Origin of the sequence: Halorubellus salinus (assembly GCF_020567525.1) — an archaeon.
GTDB lineage: Archaea > Halobacteriota > Halobacteria > Halobacteriales > Natrialbaceae > Halorubellus > Halorubellus salinus.
On sequence record NZ_JAJCVI010000003.1, the window covers coordinates 142,483 to 159,862 of the forward strand.

Here is a 17,380-nt window from a genome sequence, read left to right on the forward strand (position 1 = left end):
CTGTCGGAGTTGCCTACCGTCCGTCGACGACGAAGTAAGGCCGGCCGTGGGTGGGTAACCGAGAGGGAGGAGTGAGTAGTCTGGGTGAAGTCGAGGGTCCCGTTGCTCGTCCGATAGCTCGCTCGGAGAGGGGAGATCCGGGAGGAATGCTGAGCAGGCGGCGATTGGCGACATTCGTTTCGAGCGTCGTGACGGACCGGCCACCGTCGACCCACGGCCTATCGCCTGGCAGCCGTTCGTCGAGGGTCGTCGCGTTCGGGTCCACGACCCGGAGACCGCTGCGGAGATCCGTCTGGACGCGCTGGAATCCGCCGCCCGTGGTGTACCGAGCGGTCGTCTCGACGAGGTACGTTCCCGGTGCCGTCGCTTCGGCGGCGCTCGCGGTCACCGTGACGGTCGCGGACTCCCCCGGTTCGAGGTCCCCGACGAACACACCGACCGTGGACCGCCTGATTGACTCGGCGCCGAATCCAACGGCGGTGCCGTCGGTTGCGAGCGTGAGGCCGACGTCGCGCGCGACCCGCGTGCCCGTGTTCGCCACCGTGAACCGGAACGTGCCCGTCGTTCCGGGTTCGACGTCGGTGCTCTGGACGGCCGACAGCGACAGCCGGGGTCGGTCGACGACGACGATCGTGACGCGCTCGACGACCTCTCGGTCGGCGTCGTTGTACTGTGGTTCGTTCGGGCCGTACCGCACGAAGGACGTGTACTCGTAGCTGATTCGGACCGGGAGCTGGTACGTGCCCGGCGGGATGGACTGCGAGACGCCGACGCTGAGGTTCACCGTCCTCGCGCCGCCCTCGGGGAGCTCGCCGAGGAGAACGCGGCCGGATTCCACCTGGAGCCGGCCCGCGAGCGCCGGTGGGAGTCTGTCCGTCGCGACGGAAACCTCGACGCTACGCGCGGTGGTGACGCGGTCTTCGAACCGTTCGGGGCCACCACGGACGAGGTCGCCGGCGTTCGCGATGGTGACTGCGAGGTCGCGTCTGTCGCCCCACTCGAACGAGTTGTCCTGTGCGGCGACGCTCAGACTCGGACTCCCGAGGACGGTGCCTTCGTCCGGCGGTTCGACCTGCGAGACACCGCCGGTCGACGCGGCAAGGAGCGCGATGCCGAGGACGGCGACGACTGGTACGGTTCGCATACGATGCGGTTCGCTTGCTGGTGTCGTTACAATGAGGCACCTACCGCGAGTGAAGCGGGAGTTACCGCTGGAACGAGCCGCCTCGTGCAGTTTCGTAATGCGAACGCTAGGTGCTCGAGCACCCGGATACCGGGTGCGGCTTCCGGTCGTCCCAGGCGAGGCGGCACTCGTCCGACCACCTCCTCGACGGGTGCGTGCTTCGAACGGTTCGCGTCGGTGACGGGGTGGTGTCGTCGCGAGGAAGCGGGAGCTTTTGTCGGTACGCGATCGTTCGTGCGTCATGAGCGAGGACGAGATCGGGCGCGGGACGGAGGCAGGGGACGGCGTCGCCACTGAGGAGGTGTCGGCGGCGTCCGCGTTCGAGCTCGTGGCGCACGAGACGCGCGTCGGCGTCCTGGACGCGCTCCGCGAGGCCGACGGCGGCCCGCTGTCGTTCGGTGAGATACGGACGGCGGTCGGCGTCGAGGACCCCGGACAGTGCCACTATCACGTGGACAGGCTCGTCGGTCGGTTCGTCCGGAAGACCGAGGACGGGTACGTGCTGTCGCCCGCCGGGTGGCGGCTCGTCGGCGCGATCGTCTCGGGCGGGGTGACGGCGTCGCTCGAACCTGGGTCGGTTCCCGCGGCAGGGTCGTGCTCGGAGTGCGGTGGGTCGCTGCGCGCGCGACTCCGCGAGGGTGGCGTGGCGATCGAGTGCGTCGAGTGCGGGTTCGTGCAGGCGGATCCGGACGTGCCGGCGGGCGCGCTCGCGGGGTGGGAGCGCTCGGCGATTCCCGCGGTCGTCGGCCGGTACGTGTCACTGTGGGAGGTCGCTGCGAGTCACGGGTTCTGTCCGAACTGCGAGGGTCGGGTGGACCGCGGCGTGCGGCGTCCCGGCGAATCGGCGAGTGCGAATCGGCCGGCGGCGCCCGCGTGGTTCGAGGGCGAGGACGCGGACGCGCTCGTGGTGACGGCGTGCCGCGGGTGCGGGTTCTGGTGGCATGCGGCCGTGTCAATCGCGGCGCTCTCGGACCCGGCGGTCGTCGGATTCCATCACGAGCACGGGATCGATCTCCGCGAGCGGCCGTGGTGGACGCTCGACCACCTGCCGTTAGGCGAGTGCCGGGTCGTGGACGATCCGCGGCGCGTCCACGTACGACTCGCGTTGGACGACGACGTGCGGACGTTCACCTTCGACGGCGACTTCGAGCTCGTCGACGTCGAGCGCGAGTAATCGAGGCTTTGACCGCCGCGGTCGTTGAAATGGCTTTCAATCAGCCCGCCGATTGAAGTGTATTTCTACTAATACTTAATGGGGTGGTGGGCGTTCGACGGGCACGTATGCAACGACCGAACGCAGCCGCACGGAAGACGCCGACCTGGCCGACGCCGACCCCCGAACAGGTCGAGGTCGTGCTGCTCGGCACGCACCACATGGACGAGCCGGGGCTCGACGCGGTGAACGTCGACGTCGACAACGTCCTCGACCCGGAGCGCCAGCGCGAACTCGAAACACTCGCCGGGCGCCTTGAGGCCGTCGACCCCGACCACGTGGCCGTCGAACGGCCGGCCGCACGGGTCGACGAACTGAACGAGGTGTACGCTCGATATCGCGACGGCGACGTCGCGTTCGACGAGGAGCACGCGTTCGACCCACGGCACCCCGAGCGCGACGACGAGACGATGGCGTGCCGGAGCGAGGTCGTCCAGATCGGGTTCCGGCTCGCGGCTCGACTCGGGCACGAGCGCGTCCTCCCGGTGGACGTCCCGCAGACGCTCGGCGACGACGAGGACGTCGAGGCGCTCCAGGAGAGCGGATACGAACCGGAACCGAAGGTGGACGTTCCCCGCGTCGACCCGGCCGAACTGCAGGCGTCGCTCGACGAACGCCTCGCCGAGTCGACGGTCACGGGCTACCTCAGGTACCTGAACGAGGAGGCCGCGTTGCACGCGAACGACGGGATGTTCGACGAGTTCGTCCGGTTCGGGGACGGCGAGAACTACGCCGGCCCGGACCAGCTCGCGAAGTGGTACCGGCGGAACCTTCGGATGGTCCACAACGTCTGGAAGGGGATCGAGAGCGGCGACGACCGCGTGCTGTTCGTCGTCGGCTCCGGGCACGTCCACGTCCTCCGGCACCTACTCGCGGAGACCCCGCAGTTCTGTCCGGCGAGCGCACTCCCGTACCTCCCGCGCGAGGGCTGACCGGAACTGCCACGGCCGCCGGAAGGTTTTCGCTCGGTGAGTCGCTAGCGGCGGTAGTGACGTCGAGACGCCGGTTCCTGGCGGTGGCGGGGTCGACGCTCGGAGCGGTCGGGCTGGCGGGCTGTGGCGCGTTGACGGGGGACGGCGAGGTCGGCGAGGGCGCTGCGGGGACGGCGACGACGGCGTACGACGCGTTCGGTCCGGACCCGCGGTACGGCGGCGTGGCGACGACGCGCTCGGAGCCGAACGCGTCGCCGTCGGGCGACCCGCCGTCCGGCGACGCGGTGGCGTGGTCGGTGCCCGTTGGGGTGCCGGTGACGGCGCGGCCGGTGGTGGTGGGCGACGCGATGTTCCTGGGCGCGGGCGAGCACGACGACGCCGACCGACCGGCGATGGACGCGGAACTCCGACCGTTGTTCCCCGGGTACGTGCACGGCGTCGGCCTGGACGGCGAGCGCCGGTTCGAGTACGCGGCGCCGGCGCCAGTGCTGGACGTCGCACCGGTCGCCGGCGACGACGTGGCCGAGCGTGCAAGCGGGACGGCGGGCGCTCGCGCGGCGAGACTGGGTGCGTACGCGGTCCTCGGGTGGTACGGCGGCCCCGGTGGCGTCGCCCATCGGTTGCTGCGCGTGACCCGCGGGGTGCCGCGGTGGGCGGACGCGACGGCGGACGCGAACCGATTCCTCGCCGCGAGTACGGCCGAGGCGGTGGTGACGGGGACGCGCGACGAGCGCGTGGCGTTGACCGGCGAGCGATTGACCGCGCGGTCCCCCGGTGGCGGCTTCCGGTGGCGCGTGGAGAGCGGGGACGTGCTCGCGGGCGTCGGGAGCGGGGAGCGCGCGTACCTGACAGTCGGGACGCGCGAGACGCGGTGCCTGGACGCACGGACAGGCGAGACGGTGTGGTCGTATCGCGGGACGCCGCCGACGTGGACGCCGCGCGTGCAGGGCGACGTGGTGTTCGTCGCCCGGAACCAGCGGACCGGCCTCGGCGGGCAGCCGCTGGTCGCGCTGTCGGCGGCGACGGGGCGAGAGCGGTGGACGTTCGCCGGGAGCGACGACGAGGCGTTCACGCCGGTGTCGGCAACGCGGGACGCCAGCAGCGACGACGACGGGAGCGATGGCAACGACGGGAGCGATGGCAACGGCGGAAGCGATGGCAACGGCGGGAGCGACGTCGACGGAACTGCGGACGCGGTGGTGTACGTGGCGGACACGAGCGGGGCACTCTGGGCGGTCGCCCGCGGCGTGGCGCGCTGGCGTACGACGCTATCGGGACGCGTCGTCGACGGCCCGGTCGTCGCCGGCGGCCGCGTGTACGCGACCGACACCCAGGGGCGGCTCCACGCGCTCGACGCGGCGACCGGCGAGCGCGCGTGGGCGGTCGACCACCGGTTACCGAGTCGCGCGCTCGACGCGACCGCCGACGGCGTGGTCGCGCTCGCGGCGAGCGGTCGCGCCGGCGGCGAGGACGCGTACCGCGTCCGCGGCTACGGCCACGACGGCGGCGAGCGGTTCGGGCACGACGGCAGCGGCGGCCTGCTCGCGGCGCTCGCGCACGACGGCCGCGGCTACGCCGTCACCGACGACGGGTACCTCGTCGCGTTCGACGCCTGACCCGAGGATTCCCTGGCTGCGGAATCGGCCCCGTCACTCCGATGTCGTCGCGGAACCCGTCGCCTCACTTCGGAATCGTCTCGCGGAACCCCTCTGGGTCGTCGTGGAAGCAGTCGCCGACGACGACGGCGTCCGCGCCCGCGTCGAGTATCTCTTCGGTCTGCTCGCGCGAGGTGATGCCGCCGCCGTAGAGGAGCGTGGTGTCCTCGAGGTACTGCGCGGCGGCTTCGACGTCCGCGGGGCCGCCGTACGTCCCGGAGTACTCGACGTAGAAGATCGGGAACCCGTAGAAGGATTCGGTGGCCAGCGCCGCGCCCGCGACCTCGTCGGTGCTGTACGTGCGGGTGACGCCGGACTCGTCGGCGGCCTTCGACTCGAGGTGCTGGACGACGTAGCCTTCGCCGATGACGTTAGCGGCCATCTCCGCGACGGCCTCCCGACCTTTCGATTCGACGACGCCCCCGAGCAGCGGGACCTTCGACGCCATCGCCTCGGCGGGTTTCGCGGCAGCTTCCGCGAAGAACTCGACGTGCTTCGCGACGAAGTTGTCGCGGTCGCCGTTGAACACCGCGGGAACGGCGAGGCGGTCCGCGGCCTCGACGGTCTCGCGAGAGACGTGACTGGAGCTGTACGGCTCCTGGAAGACGGGGACGCCAGCGACCTCGTCGCGGATGCGTTCGATGGCGTCGAGCGAGTTCGACTCGGTGACGCCGTCCGACCCACCGACGATGACGAGGTCCGTGCGTTCGAGGACGGAGAGGTCACCGGGGAGTGGTTCCGCGGGGTCGACCTTCGTCACGTGCGAGACGGCGTCCAAGTCGACGGACATACCCGGGGTTTTCACGTCGAGCGCGATATCAGTCCTTCGACTCCGCCGGAGGCAGTGCTCGTCCCCGCGGACCGCGCTCTGCTGGTAGCTCGGGACGACGGGGCGGTCGATGCAGTTCCCGTGTGTTGGAGTGACGGCCCACCCGAAGGTTCTTCACCTGCGCCTTCCCCGTCAGATTCATGACGGATCCAGCAGGCGGCGACGAGGACCAGGCGCTCTCCCTGGCGGAGTACTACGACCAGCAGCAGGTGGGTGACGTGGCGGTGTCGCCGAGCGGCGACCGCGTGGCGTTCACGGCGACGGAGTTCGACGGCGCGGAGGAGGAGTCGGTGACGTCGCTGTTCGTCGCGCCCGCGGACGGCAGCCGCGACCCGCATCGGTTGTCGCGGGCGAGCGACGCGAGCTCGCCAGCGTGGAGCCCCGACGGCGACCGGCTCGCGTTCCTCGCTGCGCGCGACCCCGACCCGGAACTGCGGGCCGCCCGCGAGAAGGAGGAGGACGAAGACGAGGAAGACGGCGATGACGACGGAGAAGTCGACGATACCGAGACCGAGGAGGAAGACGACGACGACGGGGACGAGGACGAGGAGCCGTCGCTCGGCGAGGAGCAAGCCCAGGTGTTCGTGTTCGACCTGGCGCTCGGTGGGGACGCGCGGCAGGTGACGACGCGAGAACACGGCATCTCGGCGTTCGACTGGGGGCCCGAGGGCGAGCGCGTCGTCGTCGCGGCGCTCGACCCGACCGACGACCAGGCCGAGTACCTGGAGGAGCGCGAGGACGGCGGGCCCATCGAGGTAGAGCGCACGCAGCACAAGGCGAACGGGCACGGGTGGACGAACGAGGCGAAGACGTACCTGTTCGTCGTCGACGTGGACGACCGGGAGGCAGAGCGGCTCGACGAGGCGTACGCGAGCGGAGCGGCGAGCGCACTCTCCGGGGACGCGATGACGCCGTACTGGGGCGACGAGGACCGGATCGCGTTCGCGAGCTATCAGCGCGAGGACGCCGACGACACGTGGGCGATGGACGTCCACACGATCGCGTCCGACGGGAGCGACCATCGCGTGCTGACGGACGGGACCGTTCGGGCGGGCGTCGCGGGCTGGCATGCGGACGGCGAGCACCTCGCGTACACGGTCGGCGACCCGAAGAACAACTACACGACCGCGGACCTCGTCGTCGGCGCGGACGACGCGAACGCCGACCCGAACGTCCTCTCCGGCGACCTGGAACTCCCCGAGTGGGACGCGTTCTGGGCTGGCGACGACGCGCTCGTAGTGCCGACGGGCGACGGCGGCCAGACGGTCCTGCATCGCGTCGACGCGACGACCGGCGAGCGCACGCGCCTCTTCCCGGCGGCGGCCGACGACATGACGAGCGCGTTCTTCATGGACGTCGACGTGGCCGCGGACGGCTCGACGGCCGCGTTCGTGTTGACGCGCGCCGATGAGCGGAACGTCCACGCGCTCGACCTCGACGTCGCGACGGCGGACGCCCCCGTGGCGAGCGACCGCGACGGCGCGGCGCCCGAGAGCGACGGCGCACTGACGCGCCTCACGACGGCGACCGAGGCGTTCCGCGACCGCGTCGACGTCGCGTGCGAGCGGCTTTCCTTCGAGAGCGACGAGGGCGTCGAGATAGACGGCCTCGCGTACCACGCCGCCGACGCCGACCTCGACGACGCCGACTACCCCGTCGTCGTCGACATCCACGGCGGGCCGACGGTGTACGACCAGCCGTGGTTCCGGTTCAACTACGCGTACTGGGTGTCGAAGGGGTACGTCGTCCTGACCGTGAACTACCGCGGGAGCACGAGCTTCGGGCACGAGTTCGCCGAGAGCATCAGTGGCGACTGGGGGCCCCGCGAGGCCCGGGACGTCGAGGCGGGCGTCGAGCACCTCGTCGACCGCGGGTGGGTCGACCCCGAGCGGGTGTTCGTCACCGGGTTCAGTCAAGGTGGTATCAACACCGCGTTCGTGCTCGCGTACACCGACGTCGCGACCGCGGGCGCCGCCGAGCACGGCATCTACGACTTCTACTCGAGCTACGGGACCGACGACTGTCACGTCTGGTGGGACGAGGAGTTCGGCGAACCCTGGGACGACCCCGAGAGCTACTACGAGCTCTCCAGCGTCACGAAGGTCGACCAGATAACGGACCCGCTGTTGCTGACCGCGGGCGAGAACGACTGGCGGTGCCCGCCGACGCAGGCCGAGCAGATGTACCTCGGCGTGAAGAAGCAGGGCGTGGACGCGAAACTCGTCGTCTACCCCGAGCTCCCCCACGCGTACGGGCCGCCAGAGACCGCGACGCACCGCCTCGAGACCGTCACGGAGTGGTTCCGCGAGCACGACCCCGCCATCGAGACGAGCGACGACGAGGGCGGCGACGAGGAACGCGAGGGGCCTGATAGCTGAAAGCGGCGTCGTACCTACTGGAAGACACTTATTCCAGGCGTTCGGTGAACCGGTCGTGAATGGCCGCTATCGAGATTGAGGGGTTACGGAAGGAGTTCGGCGCGGACACGGTGGCGGTCGACGACGTCGACCTCACCGTCGAGGAGGGCGAGGTGTTCGGGTTCCTCGGGCCGAACGGCGCGGGGAAGTCCACCACGATCAACCTGCTCCTGGACTTCATCCGGCCGACCGACGGACGCATCGAGGTGTTCGGGACGGACGTGCAGGCGAACCCGCTCGCGGTCCGCGAGCGCGTGGGCGTCCTCCCCGAAGGCTACGGGTTCGACCCGCTGCTGGGTCGCGAGTACCTCGAATGGGCGATCGAGACGAAGGACGCGGACGACGACCCCGACGAGTTGCTCGACCTCGTCGGGCTCGCGGACGACGCCGACCGGTACGCGACCGAGTACTCGAAGGGCATGCAGCAGCGCCTCGCGTTCGCGATGGCGCTCGTCGACGACCCCGACCTCCTCGTGCTCGACGAACCGTCGACGGGCCTGGACCCGAACGGGATGACGACGATGCGGGAGGTCGTCCGCGAGCGCGCCGCGAACGGCACGACCGTGTTCTTCTCGAGTCACATCCTCTCGGAGGTCCAGTCGGTGTGCGACCGCGTCGGCGTCATGAACGACGGTCGCCTCGTCGCGGTCGACACCATCGAGAGCCTCCAGGCGAACCTCGGTGGGCACGCGAGCATCACGCTCGAATGCAGCGTCCTGCCGGACGACCACGCCCTCGGGACCGTCGACGGCGTCGTCGACGTCGCGGTCGAGGACGACACCGTCGAGGTGACGTGTACGAGTCCGGGCGTGAAGGAGGAGGTCGTGACGCACCTCGCGTCGCGGACGAGCATCGACGACATCCGCTCGGAGGGCGCCTCGCTCCAGTCGCTGTTCGGCGAGCTCACCGACGGCGGTCGCGACGAGGACGCTACGACCAACGAGTCAGCGGCTGGCTCGACCGAGGCGGAGGTGTCCCGGTGACGCTCGCCTCGATCGCCTCGAAGGACCTCGCGGCCACCAGTCGCTCCCGCGGGCTCTGGGCGCTCGCGACCGTGCTCGCGCTCCTGTTCGCCGCCATCGCGTACGGGTTCAGCGGGTACGCGCTCACCGCGGCCGAGACCGTCCGCGAGCTCTTCAAGACCCTCGGCATGGTGCTCGCGTTCCTCCTCCCCATCGTCGCGCTCGTCGCGACGTACATGGCGATCGCTGGCGAGCGCGAGAGCGGCGGCGTGAAGTTCCTGCTCGGGTTCCCGAACACGCGCCGGGACGTCTTCCTCGGGAAGCTCGCGAGTCGCTTCCTCGTCGTCGCCGTCGGCCTCGCGTTCGTGTTCCTCGCCGCGACCACGGTCGCCGCCACGAAGCACGGCGTCGTCCTCGCTGGCCTCGTCAGCGGGCTCTTCGGGCTCTCGGTGATGTACGCCGGTGCGTTCGTGAGCATCGCCATCTCGCTCTCGGCGACGTTCGCCACGCGGAGTCGCGCCGTCACGGCCGCCATCGGGAGCTACTTCCTGCTCGTGCTCCTGTACGTCGTGCCCGGCGTCCGCATCACCGCGATCGTCCGCTGGCTCCACACCCAGCTCCTGGGGTTCGACCCGAACGTCGACCTCTACAACGCCATCACGTTCACGAGCCCGTACGTCGCCTACCGGAAGGCGACGAACCTCCTGCTGCCGCCCGAGCGCCAGACGACGGTGCTCCGACGCTACGGCGACGCGGCCGGCGACCTCCCCGCGTACCTCAAGGACGAGGTCGGGCTCGTCGTCCTCGCCGCGTGGATCGTCGTCCCGCTCGCGCTCGGGTACTGGCGGTTCGTCCGCGCAGACCTCCAATGACCACTCGCCAATCAACCCCCATCGAACCGGATCCATGCCCGCTATGACCCTCCCTCTGACTCGCTCGCACGCACTGGTCGCGGTCGGCCTCCTCCTGCTCGTCGCCCCAGCGTTCGCGCCGCTCCAGCCGGTGCTCGAACACGACACGCGTCGAGGGGCCTTCGAGAACGAATCCACCCTCGAGGAGGAGGGGTACCGCGTCGTCGAGTACGAAGCGCTCTCCGAGCGCGGGAAGGCGCTGTACGTGAAGACCCTCCGGAACGGGGGAACGTACACCGTCGCGACCGGCGAGGGCGCGTCTGACTTCCGGTACCCGACCGAGGCCGATGTCGACGCCAGGGACGGCTATGAAGCTCGCGTGGAACTGAGCCACGTCGTCATCGAGCGACCCGATAACGCGAGCCTCCCGCCGGCGGACGAGGACGTCGAGAACGCGGTCGAGATCGTCAAGCAGCGCCAGGAGGCCCGCGAGGAGCAAGAAGGGGACGGGAAGACGACTACCACGGCGTCGCGCACGACCAGGTCCGAGGCCGAGATTCGCCGACAGGTCGCGCGCTACGACGTGATGCAGACCCGGACGACGCAACCGGGACTGACGAGTCAGCCGGCCGTGCTCCGGTTCGGGGCGGCAGCTCTCGGCATCGTTCTCGTCGGCGTCGGTGGCTACCTGTCCGCGAAACCCTGACCCGGTCGACTCGCGTCCGCCCCGCCGGTCGGGGCGTCGCGACACCTGCCCGTGGCGGTGTGCTTTAGGCGCTGCTGGACGCACGTTCGACGATGACAGTCCACGACGCCCTGGCGGGCTTCCACGAGCGAGACTGGCAGACGACGCGCGACGGAACCCTCCGGCTGGCGCTCGTCGGCCTCGGGTGGTGGACCGTCGAGAAAGCGATTCCAGCGATCGCGGCCTCGGACCACTGCGAGACCACCGTCCTCGTCAGTAGCTCGACGGCGAAAGCCGAGCGCGTCGCCGCCGACGTGGCGGCTGACGACGACGTCGCCGTCCCCGCGACGCCGCGCGGCATCTCGTACGACGAGTTCCACGACGGCGAGGCGACCGACGACTACGACGCGGTCTACGTCTGCACGCCGAACGCGCTGCACCTCGAGTACGTCGAGAGCGCCGCCGAGCACGGGAAGCACGTGCTCTGCGAGAAGCCGATGGAGGCGTCGGTCGAACGCGCCGAACGCATGGTCGCGGCGTGCGACGAGCACGACGTCCGGCTCGCGGTCGGGTACCGGATGCAGACCGAGCCCGCGATCCGGCGAGCGCGCGAACTCGTTCGCGAGGGTGCGATCGGCGACCCGAGGTTGGTGCACGGTGCGAACACGCAGCGGCTGCTCGACATCTTCGACAGCCCCGACCAGTGGCGGCTCGACCCCGACCTCACGGGGTACGGGACGAGCGTGATGGACCTCGGGGTCTACCCCATCAACACCGCGCGGTTCCTGCTGGACGCCGACCCGGTCGCGGTGCAGGCGTCGATGCGCTCGAACCACGACGCGTTCGACGACGTCCCGGACGAACACGCAGCCTTCCTCGTCGAGTTCGACGACGGCACGATGGCGTCCTGTACGGCGAGCCAGAACGCCCACGAGAACACGTTCCTCGAGGTCACGGGCACCGACGGCACGCTTCGTCTCGACCCCGCGTTCCACATGGAGACCGACCTCTCGCTGTCCGTCGACGGGTCGACGGTATCGGTCGACCAGGCCCAGCGCGACCAGATGCGCGAACTCTTCGACTACTTCGCGCACGCCATCCTCGCCGACGCATCGGTTTCGCTCGACGGCGAACACGGCGTCGTCGACCTCCGGACAATCGCGGCGATTCACCGGTCCGCCGACGACGGCGAACGGAAGCTGCTCGACTGAGTCGCCCACGACCGCACCAGCGTGCGGGCGAGTACGCCGATAAAGACGGCCTTTTGGGGGGTCTGTGGGACTCTCGCGTCGATTCAGCGGTCTGTCTCCGTGCCGTTCGCGTCGCGAGCGGTGCCGCCGTCGGTGGCGACGTCGTCGAGGCGGGTGACGCGGTCGGCGAGTGCGTCGAGGTCGACGGTCGCGTCTGAGACGCGAGCGGCGGCGAGCGTGAGAGCGGTGGAGACGAGGAACGCGCCCGCGAACGACGTGAGGTAGAGCGGGTCGGCCGCGGGGAGGGCGTCGCCGACGACTGGAACCGCAGTGATGTACCCGCGGAGGTCGGGGAAGTACGCGAGGCCGACGGCGAGCCCGGTCGCGCTCGCGGCGAGTGCACCGCCGCCGGTGAGCGAGCGCGAGTAGAGCCCGTAGACGAGCGGGAAGCCGACGGCGGCGCCGAGGAGGTCCGCGAGGAAGAACAGTCGGAGCACGCTCCGTGCGCGGAGACTGACGTAGATGGCGGCGAGTGCGACGACGACGGTGAACGCGCGTGCGGCGAGTGCGAGTCGACGGTCGGGCGTCCCCGGTCGGAGTCGTGCGAGGTCGACGGTGACGAGGCTCGCGAGCGCGTTGAACAGCGTGTCGACGCTACTCATCACGAGCGAGAGCGCGAGGAGGACGACAGCGAGGACCGCCCACTCGGGGAACGCCGACTCCAGGAGGACGAAGAACGCGACGTCCGCGTTGTACGCGCTGCTCGCGACGTCCGCGACGACGTCGGCGTGCCCGACCGCGGCGACACCGAAGAGCGCGGCGGCGACGACGAGGAGGCCGTTGAGTCCGGCAGCTCGCCTGAAGCTCGCGACGACGGTGTCGTCGCCGTCGGCGGCGTACACGCGCTGCCACCACGTCTGGTTCACGAGTTCCGCGCCGAGGATGGCGAACGCGAGCCCGAACCCGAACTGGAGGCCGGGGAGGAACCCGGGGTCGAGGAGCGTCGGCGCGGTCGTCTGCACGCCGTCGACGACCGCGATGGGGCCGCCGAGGACGATGACGGCTGCGACGACGGTCACCGCGAGCAGTGGGAGGACGAAGACGGCCTGGACCGCGTCCGTGAACAGGCTCGCGCGGAGCCCGCCGTACGTCGTGTACGCGAGGACGAACCCGCCGACGAGGACGGCGGTCTGGTACTGTGGGACGCCCGCGACGAGCGACAGTGCGCTCGCGATGCCCGTCAGTTCGGCGGCGAGGAACACGAACATGTAGAGCGCGCTCACGGCGACGACGAACGCGTAGAAAGCGGTGCCGTAGCGGGCGTGCGCGTACTCGGTGAGCGAGTGACCGTCGGGCACGAGTTCGCGGATGCGCGGCCCGAGCTTCGCGTACGCGAGCATCGGGACCGCCTCGCCGACGCCGTAGCCGATGACGGCGGCGACGCCGAACCCGGCACCAGCTTCCGGTGCGGAGAACAGGATCCAGACGCCCATGACCGACGCGACGAGCGACGCGGTCGTTCGCCGTCGGCCGGTGGAGTTCCGGGCGCTCACGAGGTCCTCGACGGACCGGACGCGGTCGCGTGACTGCCAGATGCCGAGCGCGGCGAACCCGGCGAGGACGACGACCGTGAGTGCGAGTGCGGTCGTGGTCGTCACCACGCGCCGTCACCTCCGGTCGTCGCCCCGGCGAGTCGGTCGGCGTCGGTCATAGCGCCCAGTCCTCCTGTCGCCACGCGGCGTCCCAGAACCGGTACTCGTAGCGCGCGGACGTCCGGAACAGGTCGCGGTAGCGCTCGCGGTCCGCGGCGGTGCGCTCGGCGGCGACCTGGTTCGCGAGGTCCCTGCACCACTCGGTGAGTTCGGTGAACTCGTCGCCGGCGTACGTCCGTATCCACTCCGCGTACCGGTCGTCGTCGGGGAGGCCGTCCGCGGCGAGGCGCTTCCCGGTCTCGTTGAATCCCCACATGCAGGGGAGGACGGCGGCGACGAGGGCACCGAAGTCGCCGTCGGTAGCGGTGCGGACGAGGAAGTCGGTGTAGGCGCGCGTCGTCGGCGAGGGGTCGGTCGCCTCGAGTGTGGCCGCGTCGATGCCGAACTCGGCGGCGTACTCGCGGTGGAGGTCCATCTCGGTCTCGACGGTCGATCCGAGGAGGTCGGCGAACGTCCGCATCCGGTCGAGGTCCGGGGCGGTGGCGGCGCCGTGGGCGAACACGCGAGCGTAGTCGACGAGGTAGACGTAGTCCTGTCGGACCCAGTACCGGAACGGGTCGTCGTCGAGCGTGCCCGCGCCGAGCGCCTGCACCATCGGGTGGTCGAGGATTGCCTCCCAGTAGGCGTCTGCCTCGGGTTCGAGGTCGGCGGTGAACGACATCGCTCGTGTCGACTACCAGGGCGAACAAAAGAGTTACTAATTGGTGGTACCATCTAGTGGTTGGCTCTCTTGCCGTCGTTCTCCCTCCCCCTGGTGGTCAGTCGACGCTTCGTTGTGCGTCGGTGCTTCCCGTGGACTGCGTGGTCGCGGTGGTGACCGCGTAGATGCCTGTCGCCATGACGACGCCCCCCGCGACGAACCCGACGCCGAGGGTCTCCTGGAGGAAGACCGCGCCGAGGACGGCGCCGACGACGGGTTGCGCGAAGAAGTAGACGGCGACGGTGCCGGTGTCGACGTACTCGACGCCCTTGTACCACGCGTACCACGCGACGGCGGTCGCGCCGACGCCGAGGTACAGCACCGCGCCGACGGTCCCCGCCGTGATGGGGATGCTCCCGAGGGCGGTGTCGGTGACGGCGAGTTCGACCGCTGCGGCGGCCGCGAGCAGTGGCGTCGCGAGGAGCGACGAGTACGTCGCGGTCTCCAGCGCGGAGTACTTGCGGACGAGTCGCTTCCCCCAGACGGTGTAGGCGGCCCAGCCCACGCTCGCCAGGACGAGGAGGGCGATACCGGACGCGGCGCCGGCGCCGAGGGAGTCCAGTCCGTACCTGCTCGCGAGGACGACGGCCGTCCCCGCGAGCGCGAGGAGCATCCCGCCGGTCTTCCGGCGAGTCAACCGCTCGCCGAGAGCGACCACGCCGAGGGCGAGCGTCGCGACGGGCGTGAGGACGGTGACGAGCGACCCTTCGCTCGCCGTCGTCAGGTCCGTTCCGACGAACTGCGTGACGAGCGTCACGGACACCCAGACGGCGAGCACGGTGAACCCGCGCCAGTCGCGCCGCGAGAAGTCGCGGGCCGGGTACGCGACCGCGACGGCGGCGAGGAGCGTGGCGGCGCCGACGGCAACCCGGAGTGCGGCGAGCGTCACCGGCGGGATGGCGCCGAACCCCCACTTCGAGACGACGTACATGCCGCCCCAGAGCGCGCTCGCGGCCAGTGGCAGGAGCGCGAACAGCGACGACCGCATCGATTCGAGGGGCGTGACGCGCACGGCCACGTATCCTGGAACGCCATCGTGCTTGAATATGTGGGGGACCGCGTGGGGTCGACGACCGCGATGAACGCCCTCGGGGTGGAAGCCCATGCTAGCAATACTTGCCGAATGGTGACCATGGTCGCCCGGGTTGCCACGCCGTCACAAACATATTCGTTGAGCATGTACGATACGAGGATGAGTCAAGCGGCGAACGCCGGGACGCGGCTCACGCTCTCGCTCTGGCATCCGAACTGTTGGGCCATCGAGGCCACCGAACAGGTAAACGGTGGCGTCCTCGCTCACGCCATCTACAACACGCCGATGACGGCACCCGAATCGGTGAACGGACTGTTCACCGCGTTCGGCGACACCCAGGAAGAGGTCGACACGCTCCTCGAGACGATCCAGGAGTCCGAGTACGCCGGCGAACTGCTGGAGCTCCAGGAGCGATTCGGACGCGCCCGGGACGCCCCCGGGAACGTCGTTCGCGAGTTCTTCCTCGAGTACGACCCCGCGGACATGGTCTGTCCGACGCTCCTCGAACACGGGTTCGTGCACAGCGCGCCCGTCCGCATCGAGAACGGCGGCGAGGAATGGCAGGTGTGCTTCACGGGCGAACGCGAGGACATCGAGGAGGCACTCGATGGCGTCCGCGAGGACGCCGGCGCGGAGGTCTCCGTCGCCGCCATCACCGGACCGGACAGCGGTAGCCCGCGCAGCGAACGCGAACGCCGGCTCGACTCGCTCACCCCCACGCAGCGGAAGGTCTTCGAGCACGCTCGCGAAGCCGGGTACTACCAGTGGCCGCGGGGCTGCTCGACGCGCGACCTCGCCGACGACCTCGACGTCTCGAAGACGACGCTCCTCGAGCACCTCCGGAAGGCCGAATCGAAGCTCCTGGACCCCCAGGACCTCTGAGACCCGTCTCTTCCTCGTCATCGTCGGTTCGCGCTCACCAGACGACGGGCCCGTACGTCCGCGTGACGACGACGCTGGTCGTCGCGACCGTCAGGAACCCCCACCCGAAGCCCCGAATCATATCCTGCATGAACCGTTCGGAAGCGACGTTCACCTCGTCGAACTCCTCGACGTCGGGGTACATCTCGCCGGGACCGAACAGAAAGAAGAGCCCGACGCCGACGCACGCGACCGCACCGACGAGCAGGCCCTCGCCGGCGGCGTCGAACAGGAAAACGCCGTGAGCCAGGAGCACGAGCAGGAGGTAGAGTCCGAAGACGAACGCGACGGCACCGTACCGCGAGTCGAGGGGTGCGCGGAGGAACGACCAGTCGACGTCGCCGCCGTGCTTCCAGAACAACCCCACCGTCCAGCACTGCACGAGCGCGACGTCGGCGAGCACGACGACGACGAGCGGTGAGGCGAATCCGGCCAACACGTTCGCGTACTGCGTGGAGCCAGTGCAAAGTGCGTTCGGGTCAGTCAGCGTCGACTGGAGGGGTCGCGTCGTGCAACGACGTCGTACCGTGGGAGCTGCGGGTCGTATCGCCGGAGGGCGCTCCGGTACGTCTCGGCGAGTCGTGCCGCCTCGCGCGCAGCGTCGAGCGAGTCGAACCGGAGGCCAGCAACCGGAACCGGTCTGACGCCGGCGTCGGCCGCGGCGACGACGAACGCACCGTCCGAATCCGCGAGCGCCTCCAGGCGGCTACGGAGTGAGCACAGCGACAGCGATTCCGGAGACTGGTCGGCGGTCGTCGCCATCGTCAGTCGTCAGCGCTCTCTGCGGGCTCGGTCGTCCCAACGTCGTCCAGGCTGGCGGCGTACTCGCGGACGACGTCGTCGTCGAACGATTCGAGGAGTCGACGCTGGCCGCGTTCCGCGCGGCGCTCGCGTTCGGCGTCGGTGATTCCGCGGTCGAGGAACGCGGTCTTCATCTCCTCGCGAGCGCGCTCGACGTCCGCGTCGGTCCAGTCGTCGGGCGCCCCGGGTGCGATCTCGCGGTCGAACCAGTCGTCGACGTCGTCATGCCACCCGTCCTCGCCGTAGCGGTCGTCGTCGACCATGTGTTTTAGGCCAGCCTAAAACCGTAAAACGCT

General features: G+C 70.0%; 17 protein-coding genes. 9 read left to right on the forward strand and 8 right to left on the reverse strand.

Translation table 11 applies throughout. The features are described from left to right. Positions 1 to 13: 13 nt before the first annotated feature. The gene (locus tag LI336_RS08990) at positions 14 to 1,144 is read right to left on the reverse strand and encodes a COG1361 S-layer family protein (RefSeq protein ID WP_227132787.1); all 1,131 of its coding nucleotides are present in this window, start codon (positions 1,142 to 1,144) and stop codon (positions 14 to 16) included. A 280-nt stretch (positions 1,145 to 1,424) separates the two neighbouring features. Between LI336_RS08990 and LI336_RS08995 the strand changes: the two genes are divergently transcribed. From LI336_RS08995 to LI336_RS09005, 3 genes are all read left to right on the forward strand, one after another. After that, positions 1,425 to 2,357 carry a winged helix-turn-helix domain-containing protein gene (locus LI336_RS08995; protein ID WP_227132788.1) on the forward strand — a complete coding sequence of 311 codons (933 nt, stop codon included), beginning with the start codon at positions 1,425 to 1,427 and terminating at the stop codon, positions 2,355 to 2,357. Between the two features lie 107 nt (positions 2,358 to 2,464). Beyond that, complete coding sequence (locus LI336_RS09000) at positions 2,465 to 3,328, forward strand: DUF5694 domain-containing protein (RefSeq protein WP_227132789.1); 864 nt, start codon at positions 2,465 to 2,467, stop codon at positions 3,326 to 3,328. 56 nt (positions 3,329 to 3,384) lie between these two features. Then, positions 3,385 to 4,944, forward strand: a complete 1,560-nt coding sequence (locus tag LI336_RS09005; RefSeq protein WP_227132790.1) for an outer membrane protein assembly factor BamB family protein — start codon at positions 3,385 to 3,387, stop codon at positions 4,942 to 4,944. 64 nt (positions 4,945 to 5,008) lie between these two features. Here LI336_RS09005 and LI336_RS09010 read toward each other — a convergent pair whose 3' ends face one another. Beyond that, the gene (locus LI336_RS09010) at positions 5,009 to 5,773 is read right to left on the reverse strand and encodes a geranylgeranylglyceryl/heptaprenylglyceryl phosphate synthase (RefSeq protein WP_227132791.1); all 765 of its coding nucleotides are present in this window, start codon (positions 5,771 to 5,773) and stop codon (positions 5,009 to 5,011) included. 179 nt (positions 5,774 to 5,952) lie between these two features. Here LI336_RS09010 and LI336_RS09015 point away from each other — a divergent pair, with 179 nt between their 5' ends. The 5 genes from LI336_RS09015 (at position 5,953) to gfo6 (ending at position 11,938) form a co-directional block, all read left to right on the forward strand. Next, positions 5,953 to 8,190, forward strand: coding sequence for a S9 family peptidase (locus LI336_RS09015; protein ID WP_227132792.1), 2,238 nt, complete (start codon positions 5,953 to 5,955; stop codon positions 8,188 to 8,190). A 59-nt stretch (positions 8,191 to 8,249) separates the two neighbouring features. Beyond that, positions 8,250 to 9,212: an ABC transporter ATP-binding protein gene (locus LI336_RS09020; RefSeq protein ID WP_227132793.1), complete on the forward strand. Its 963-nt coding sequence runs from the start codon at positions 8,250 to 8,252 to the stop codon at positions 9,210 to 9,212. Beyond that, positions 9,209 to 10,063, forward strand: a complete 855-nt coding sequence (locus tag LI336_RS09025; RefSeq protein ID WP_227132794.1) for an ABC transporter permease subunit — start codon at positions 9,209 to 9,211, stop codon at positions 10,061 to 10,063. The genes LI336_RS09020 and LI336_RS09025 overlap by 4 nt, the downstream gene beginning before the upstream one ends. Positions 10,064 to 10,106: 43 nt before the next feature. Beyond that, entirely contained in the window at positions 10,107 to 10,748 is a 642-nt protein-coding gene (locus tag LI336_RS09030; RefSeq protein ID WP_227132795.1) for a hypothetical protein, read from the forward strand. A gap of 92 nt (positions 10,749 to 10,840) precedes the next feature. Continuing rightward, on the forward strand, positions 10,841 to 11,938 hold the full coding sequence (gene gfo6 / locus LI336_RS09035) for a D-xylose 1-dehydrogenase Gfo6 (RefSeq protein WP_227132796.1): 1,098 nt from the start codon (positions 10,841 to 10,843) through the stop codon (positions 11,936 to 11,938). A gap of 83 nt (positions 11,939 to 12,021) precedes the next feature. Here gfo6 and LI336_RS09040 read toward each other — a convergent pair whose 3' ends face one another. The 3 genes from LI336_RS09040 to LI336_RS09050 form a co-directional block, all read right to left on the reverse strand. Further along, entirely contained in the window at positions 12,022 to 13,578 is a 1,557-nt protein-coding gene (locus LI336_RS09040) for a sodium:solute symporter family transporter (protein ID WP_227132797.1), read from the reverse strand. Between the two features lie 46 nt (positions 13,579 to 13,624). Then, positions 13,625 to 14,290 carry a thiaminase II gene (gene tenA, locus LI336_RS09045; RefSeq protein ID WP_227132798.1) on the reverse strand — a complete coding sequence of 222 codons (666 nt, stop codon included), beginning with the start codon at positions 14,288 to 14,290 and terminating at the stop codon, positions 13,625 to 13,627. A 97-nt stretch (positions 14,291 to 14,387) separates the two neighbouring features. Further along, complete coding sequence (locus LI336_RS09050; protein WP_264475377.1) at positions 14,388 to 15,317, reverse strand: DMT family transporter; 930 nt, start codon at positions 15,315 to 15,317, stop codon at positions 14,388 to 14,390. Between the two features lie 189 nt (positions 15,318 to 15,506). On the opposite strand from LI336_RS09050, the gene LI336_RS09055 reads away from it, so the two are divergent. Beyond that, complete coding sequence (locus LI336_RS09055; protein ID WP_227132800.1) at positions 15,507 to 16,244, forward strand: helix-turn-helix domain-containing protein; 738 nt, start codon at positions 15,507 to 15,509, stop codon at positions 16,242 to 16,244. A 34-nt stretch (positions 16,245 to 16,278) separates the two neighbouring features. Here LI336_RS09055 and LI336_RS09060 read toward each other — a convergent pair whose 3' ends face one another. From LI336_RS09060 to LI336_RS09070, 3 genes are read right to left on the reverse strand one after another with little or no spacing between them, the layout of a single operon-like run. After that, a complete protein-coding gene (locus tag LI336_RS09060) occupies positions 16,279 to 16,722 on the reverse strand; it encodes a hypothetical protein (protein WP_227132801.1) in 444 nt (147 codons plus the stop codon). A 44-nt stretch (positions 16,723 to 16,766) separates the two neighbouring features. Beyond that, a complete protein-coding gene (locus LI336_RS09065) occupies positions 16,767 to 17,045 on the reverse strand; it encodes a DUF7552 domain-containing protein (RefSeq protein ID WP_227132802.1) in 279 nt (92 codons plus the stop codon). A 2-nt stretch (positions 17,046 to 17,047) separates the two neighbouring features. Beyond that, positions 17,048 to 17,347 carry a hypothetical protein gene (locus tag LI336_RS09070; protein WP_227132803.1) on the reverse strand — a complete coding sequence of 100 codons (300 nt, stop codon included), beginning with the start codon at positions 17,345 to 17,347 and terminating at the stop codon, positions 17,048 to 17,050. Positions 17,348 to 17,380: the final 33 nt, after the last annotated feature.

Excerpts from the sequence above, each read along its gene's own strand:
- LI336_RS08990 (WP_227132787.1), bottom strand. The coding sequence starts at position 1,144 with ATGCGAACCGTACCAGTCGTCGCCGTCCTCGGCATCGCGCTCCTTGCC.
- LI336_RS08995 (WP_227132788.1), top strand. The coding sequence starts at position 1,425 with ATGAGCGAGGACGAGATCGGGCGCGGGACGGAGGCAGGGGACGGCGTC.
- LI336_RS09000 (WP_227132789.1), top strand. The coding sequence starts at position 2,465 with ATGCAACGACCGAACGCAGCCGCACGGAAGACGCCGACCTGGCCGACG.
- LI336_RS09010 (WP_227132791.1), bottom strand. The coding sequence starts at position 5,773 with ATGTCCGTCGACTTGGACGCCGTCTCGCACGTGACGAAGGTCGACCCC.
- LI336_RS09015 (WP_227132792.1), top strand. The coding sequence starts at position 5,953 with ATGACGGATCCAGCAGGCGGCGACGAGGACCAGGCGCTCTCCCTGGCG.
- LI336_RS09020 (WP_227132793.1), top strand. The coding sequence starts at position 8,250 with ATGGCCGCTATCGAGATTGAGGGGTTACGGAAGGAGTTCGGCGCGGAC.
- LI336_RS09030 (WP_227132795.1), top strand. The coding sequence starts at position 10,107 with ATGACCCTCCCTCTGACTCGCTCGCACGCACTGGTCGCGGTCGGCCTC.
- gfo6 (WP_227132796.1), top strand. The coding sequence starts at position 10,841 with ATGACAGTCCACGACGCCCTGGCGGGCTTCCACGAGCGAGACTGGCAG.
- tenA (WP_227132798.1), bottom strand. The coding sequence starts at position 14,290 with ATGTCGTTCACCGCCGACCTCGAACCCGAGGCAGACGCCTACTGGGAG.
- LI336_RS09050 (WP_264475377.1), bottom strand. The coding sequence starts at position 15,317 with ATGCGGTCGTCGCTGTTCGCGCTCCTGCCACTGGCCGCGAGCGCGCTC.
- LI336_RS09055 (WP_227132800.1), top strand. The coding sequence starts at position 15,507 with ATGTACGATACGAGGATGAGTCAAGCGGCGAACGCCGGGACGCGGCTC.
- LI336_RS09065 (WP_227132802.1), bottom strand. The coding sequence starts at position 17,045 with ATGGCGACGACCGCCGACCAGTCTCCGGAATCGCTGTCGCTGTGCTCA.
- LI336_RS09070 (WP_227132803.1), bottom strand. The coding sequence starts at position 17,347 with ATGGTCGACGACGACCGCTACGGCGAGGACGGGTGGCATGACGACGTC.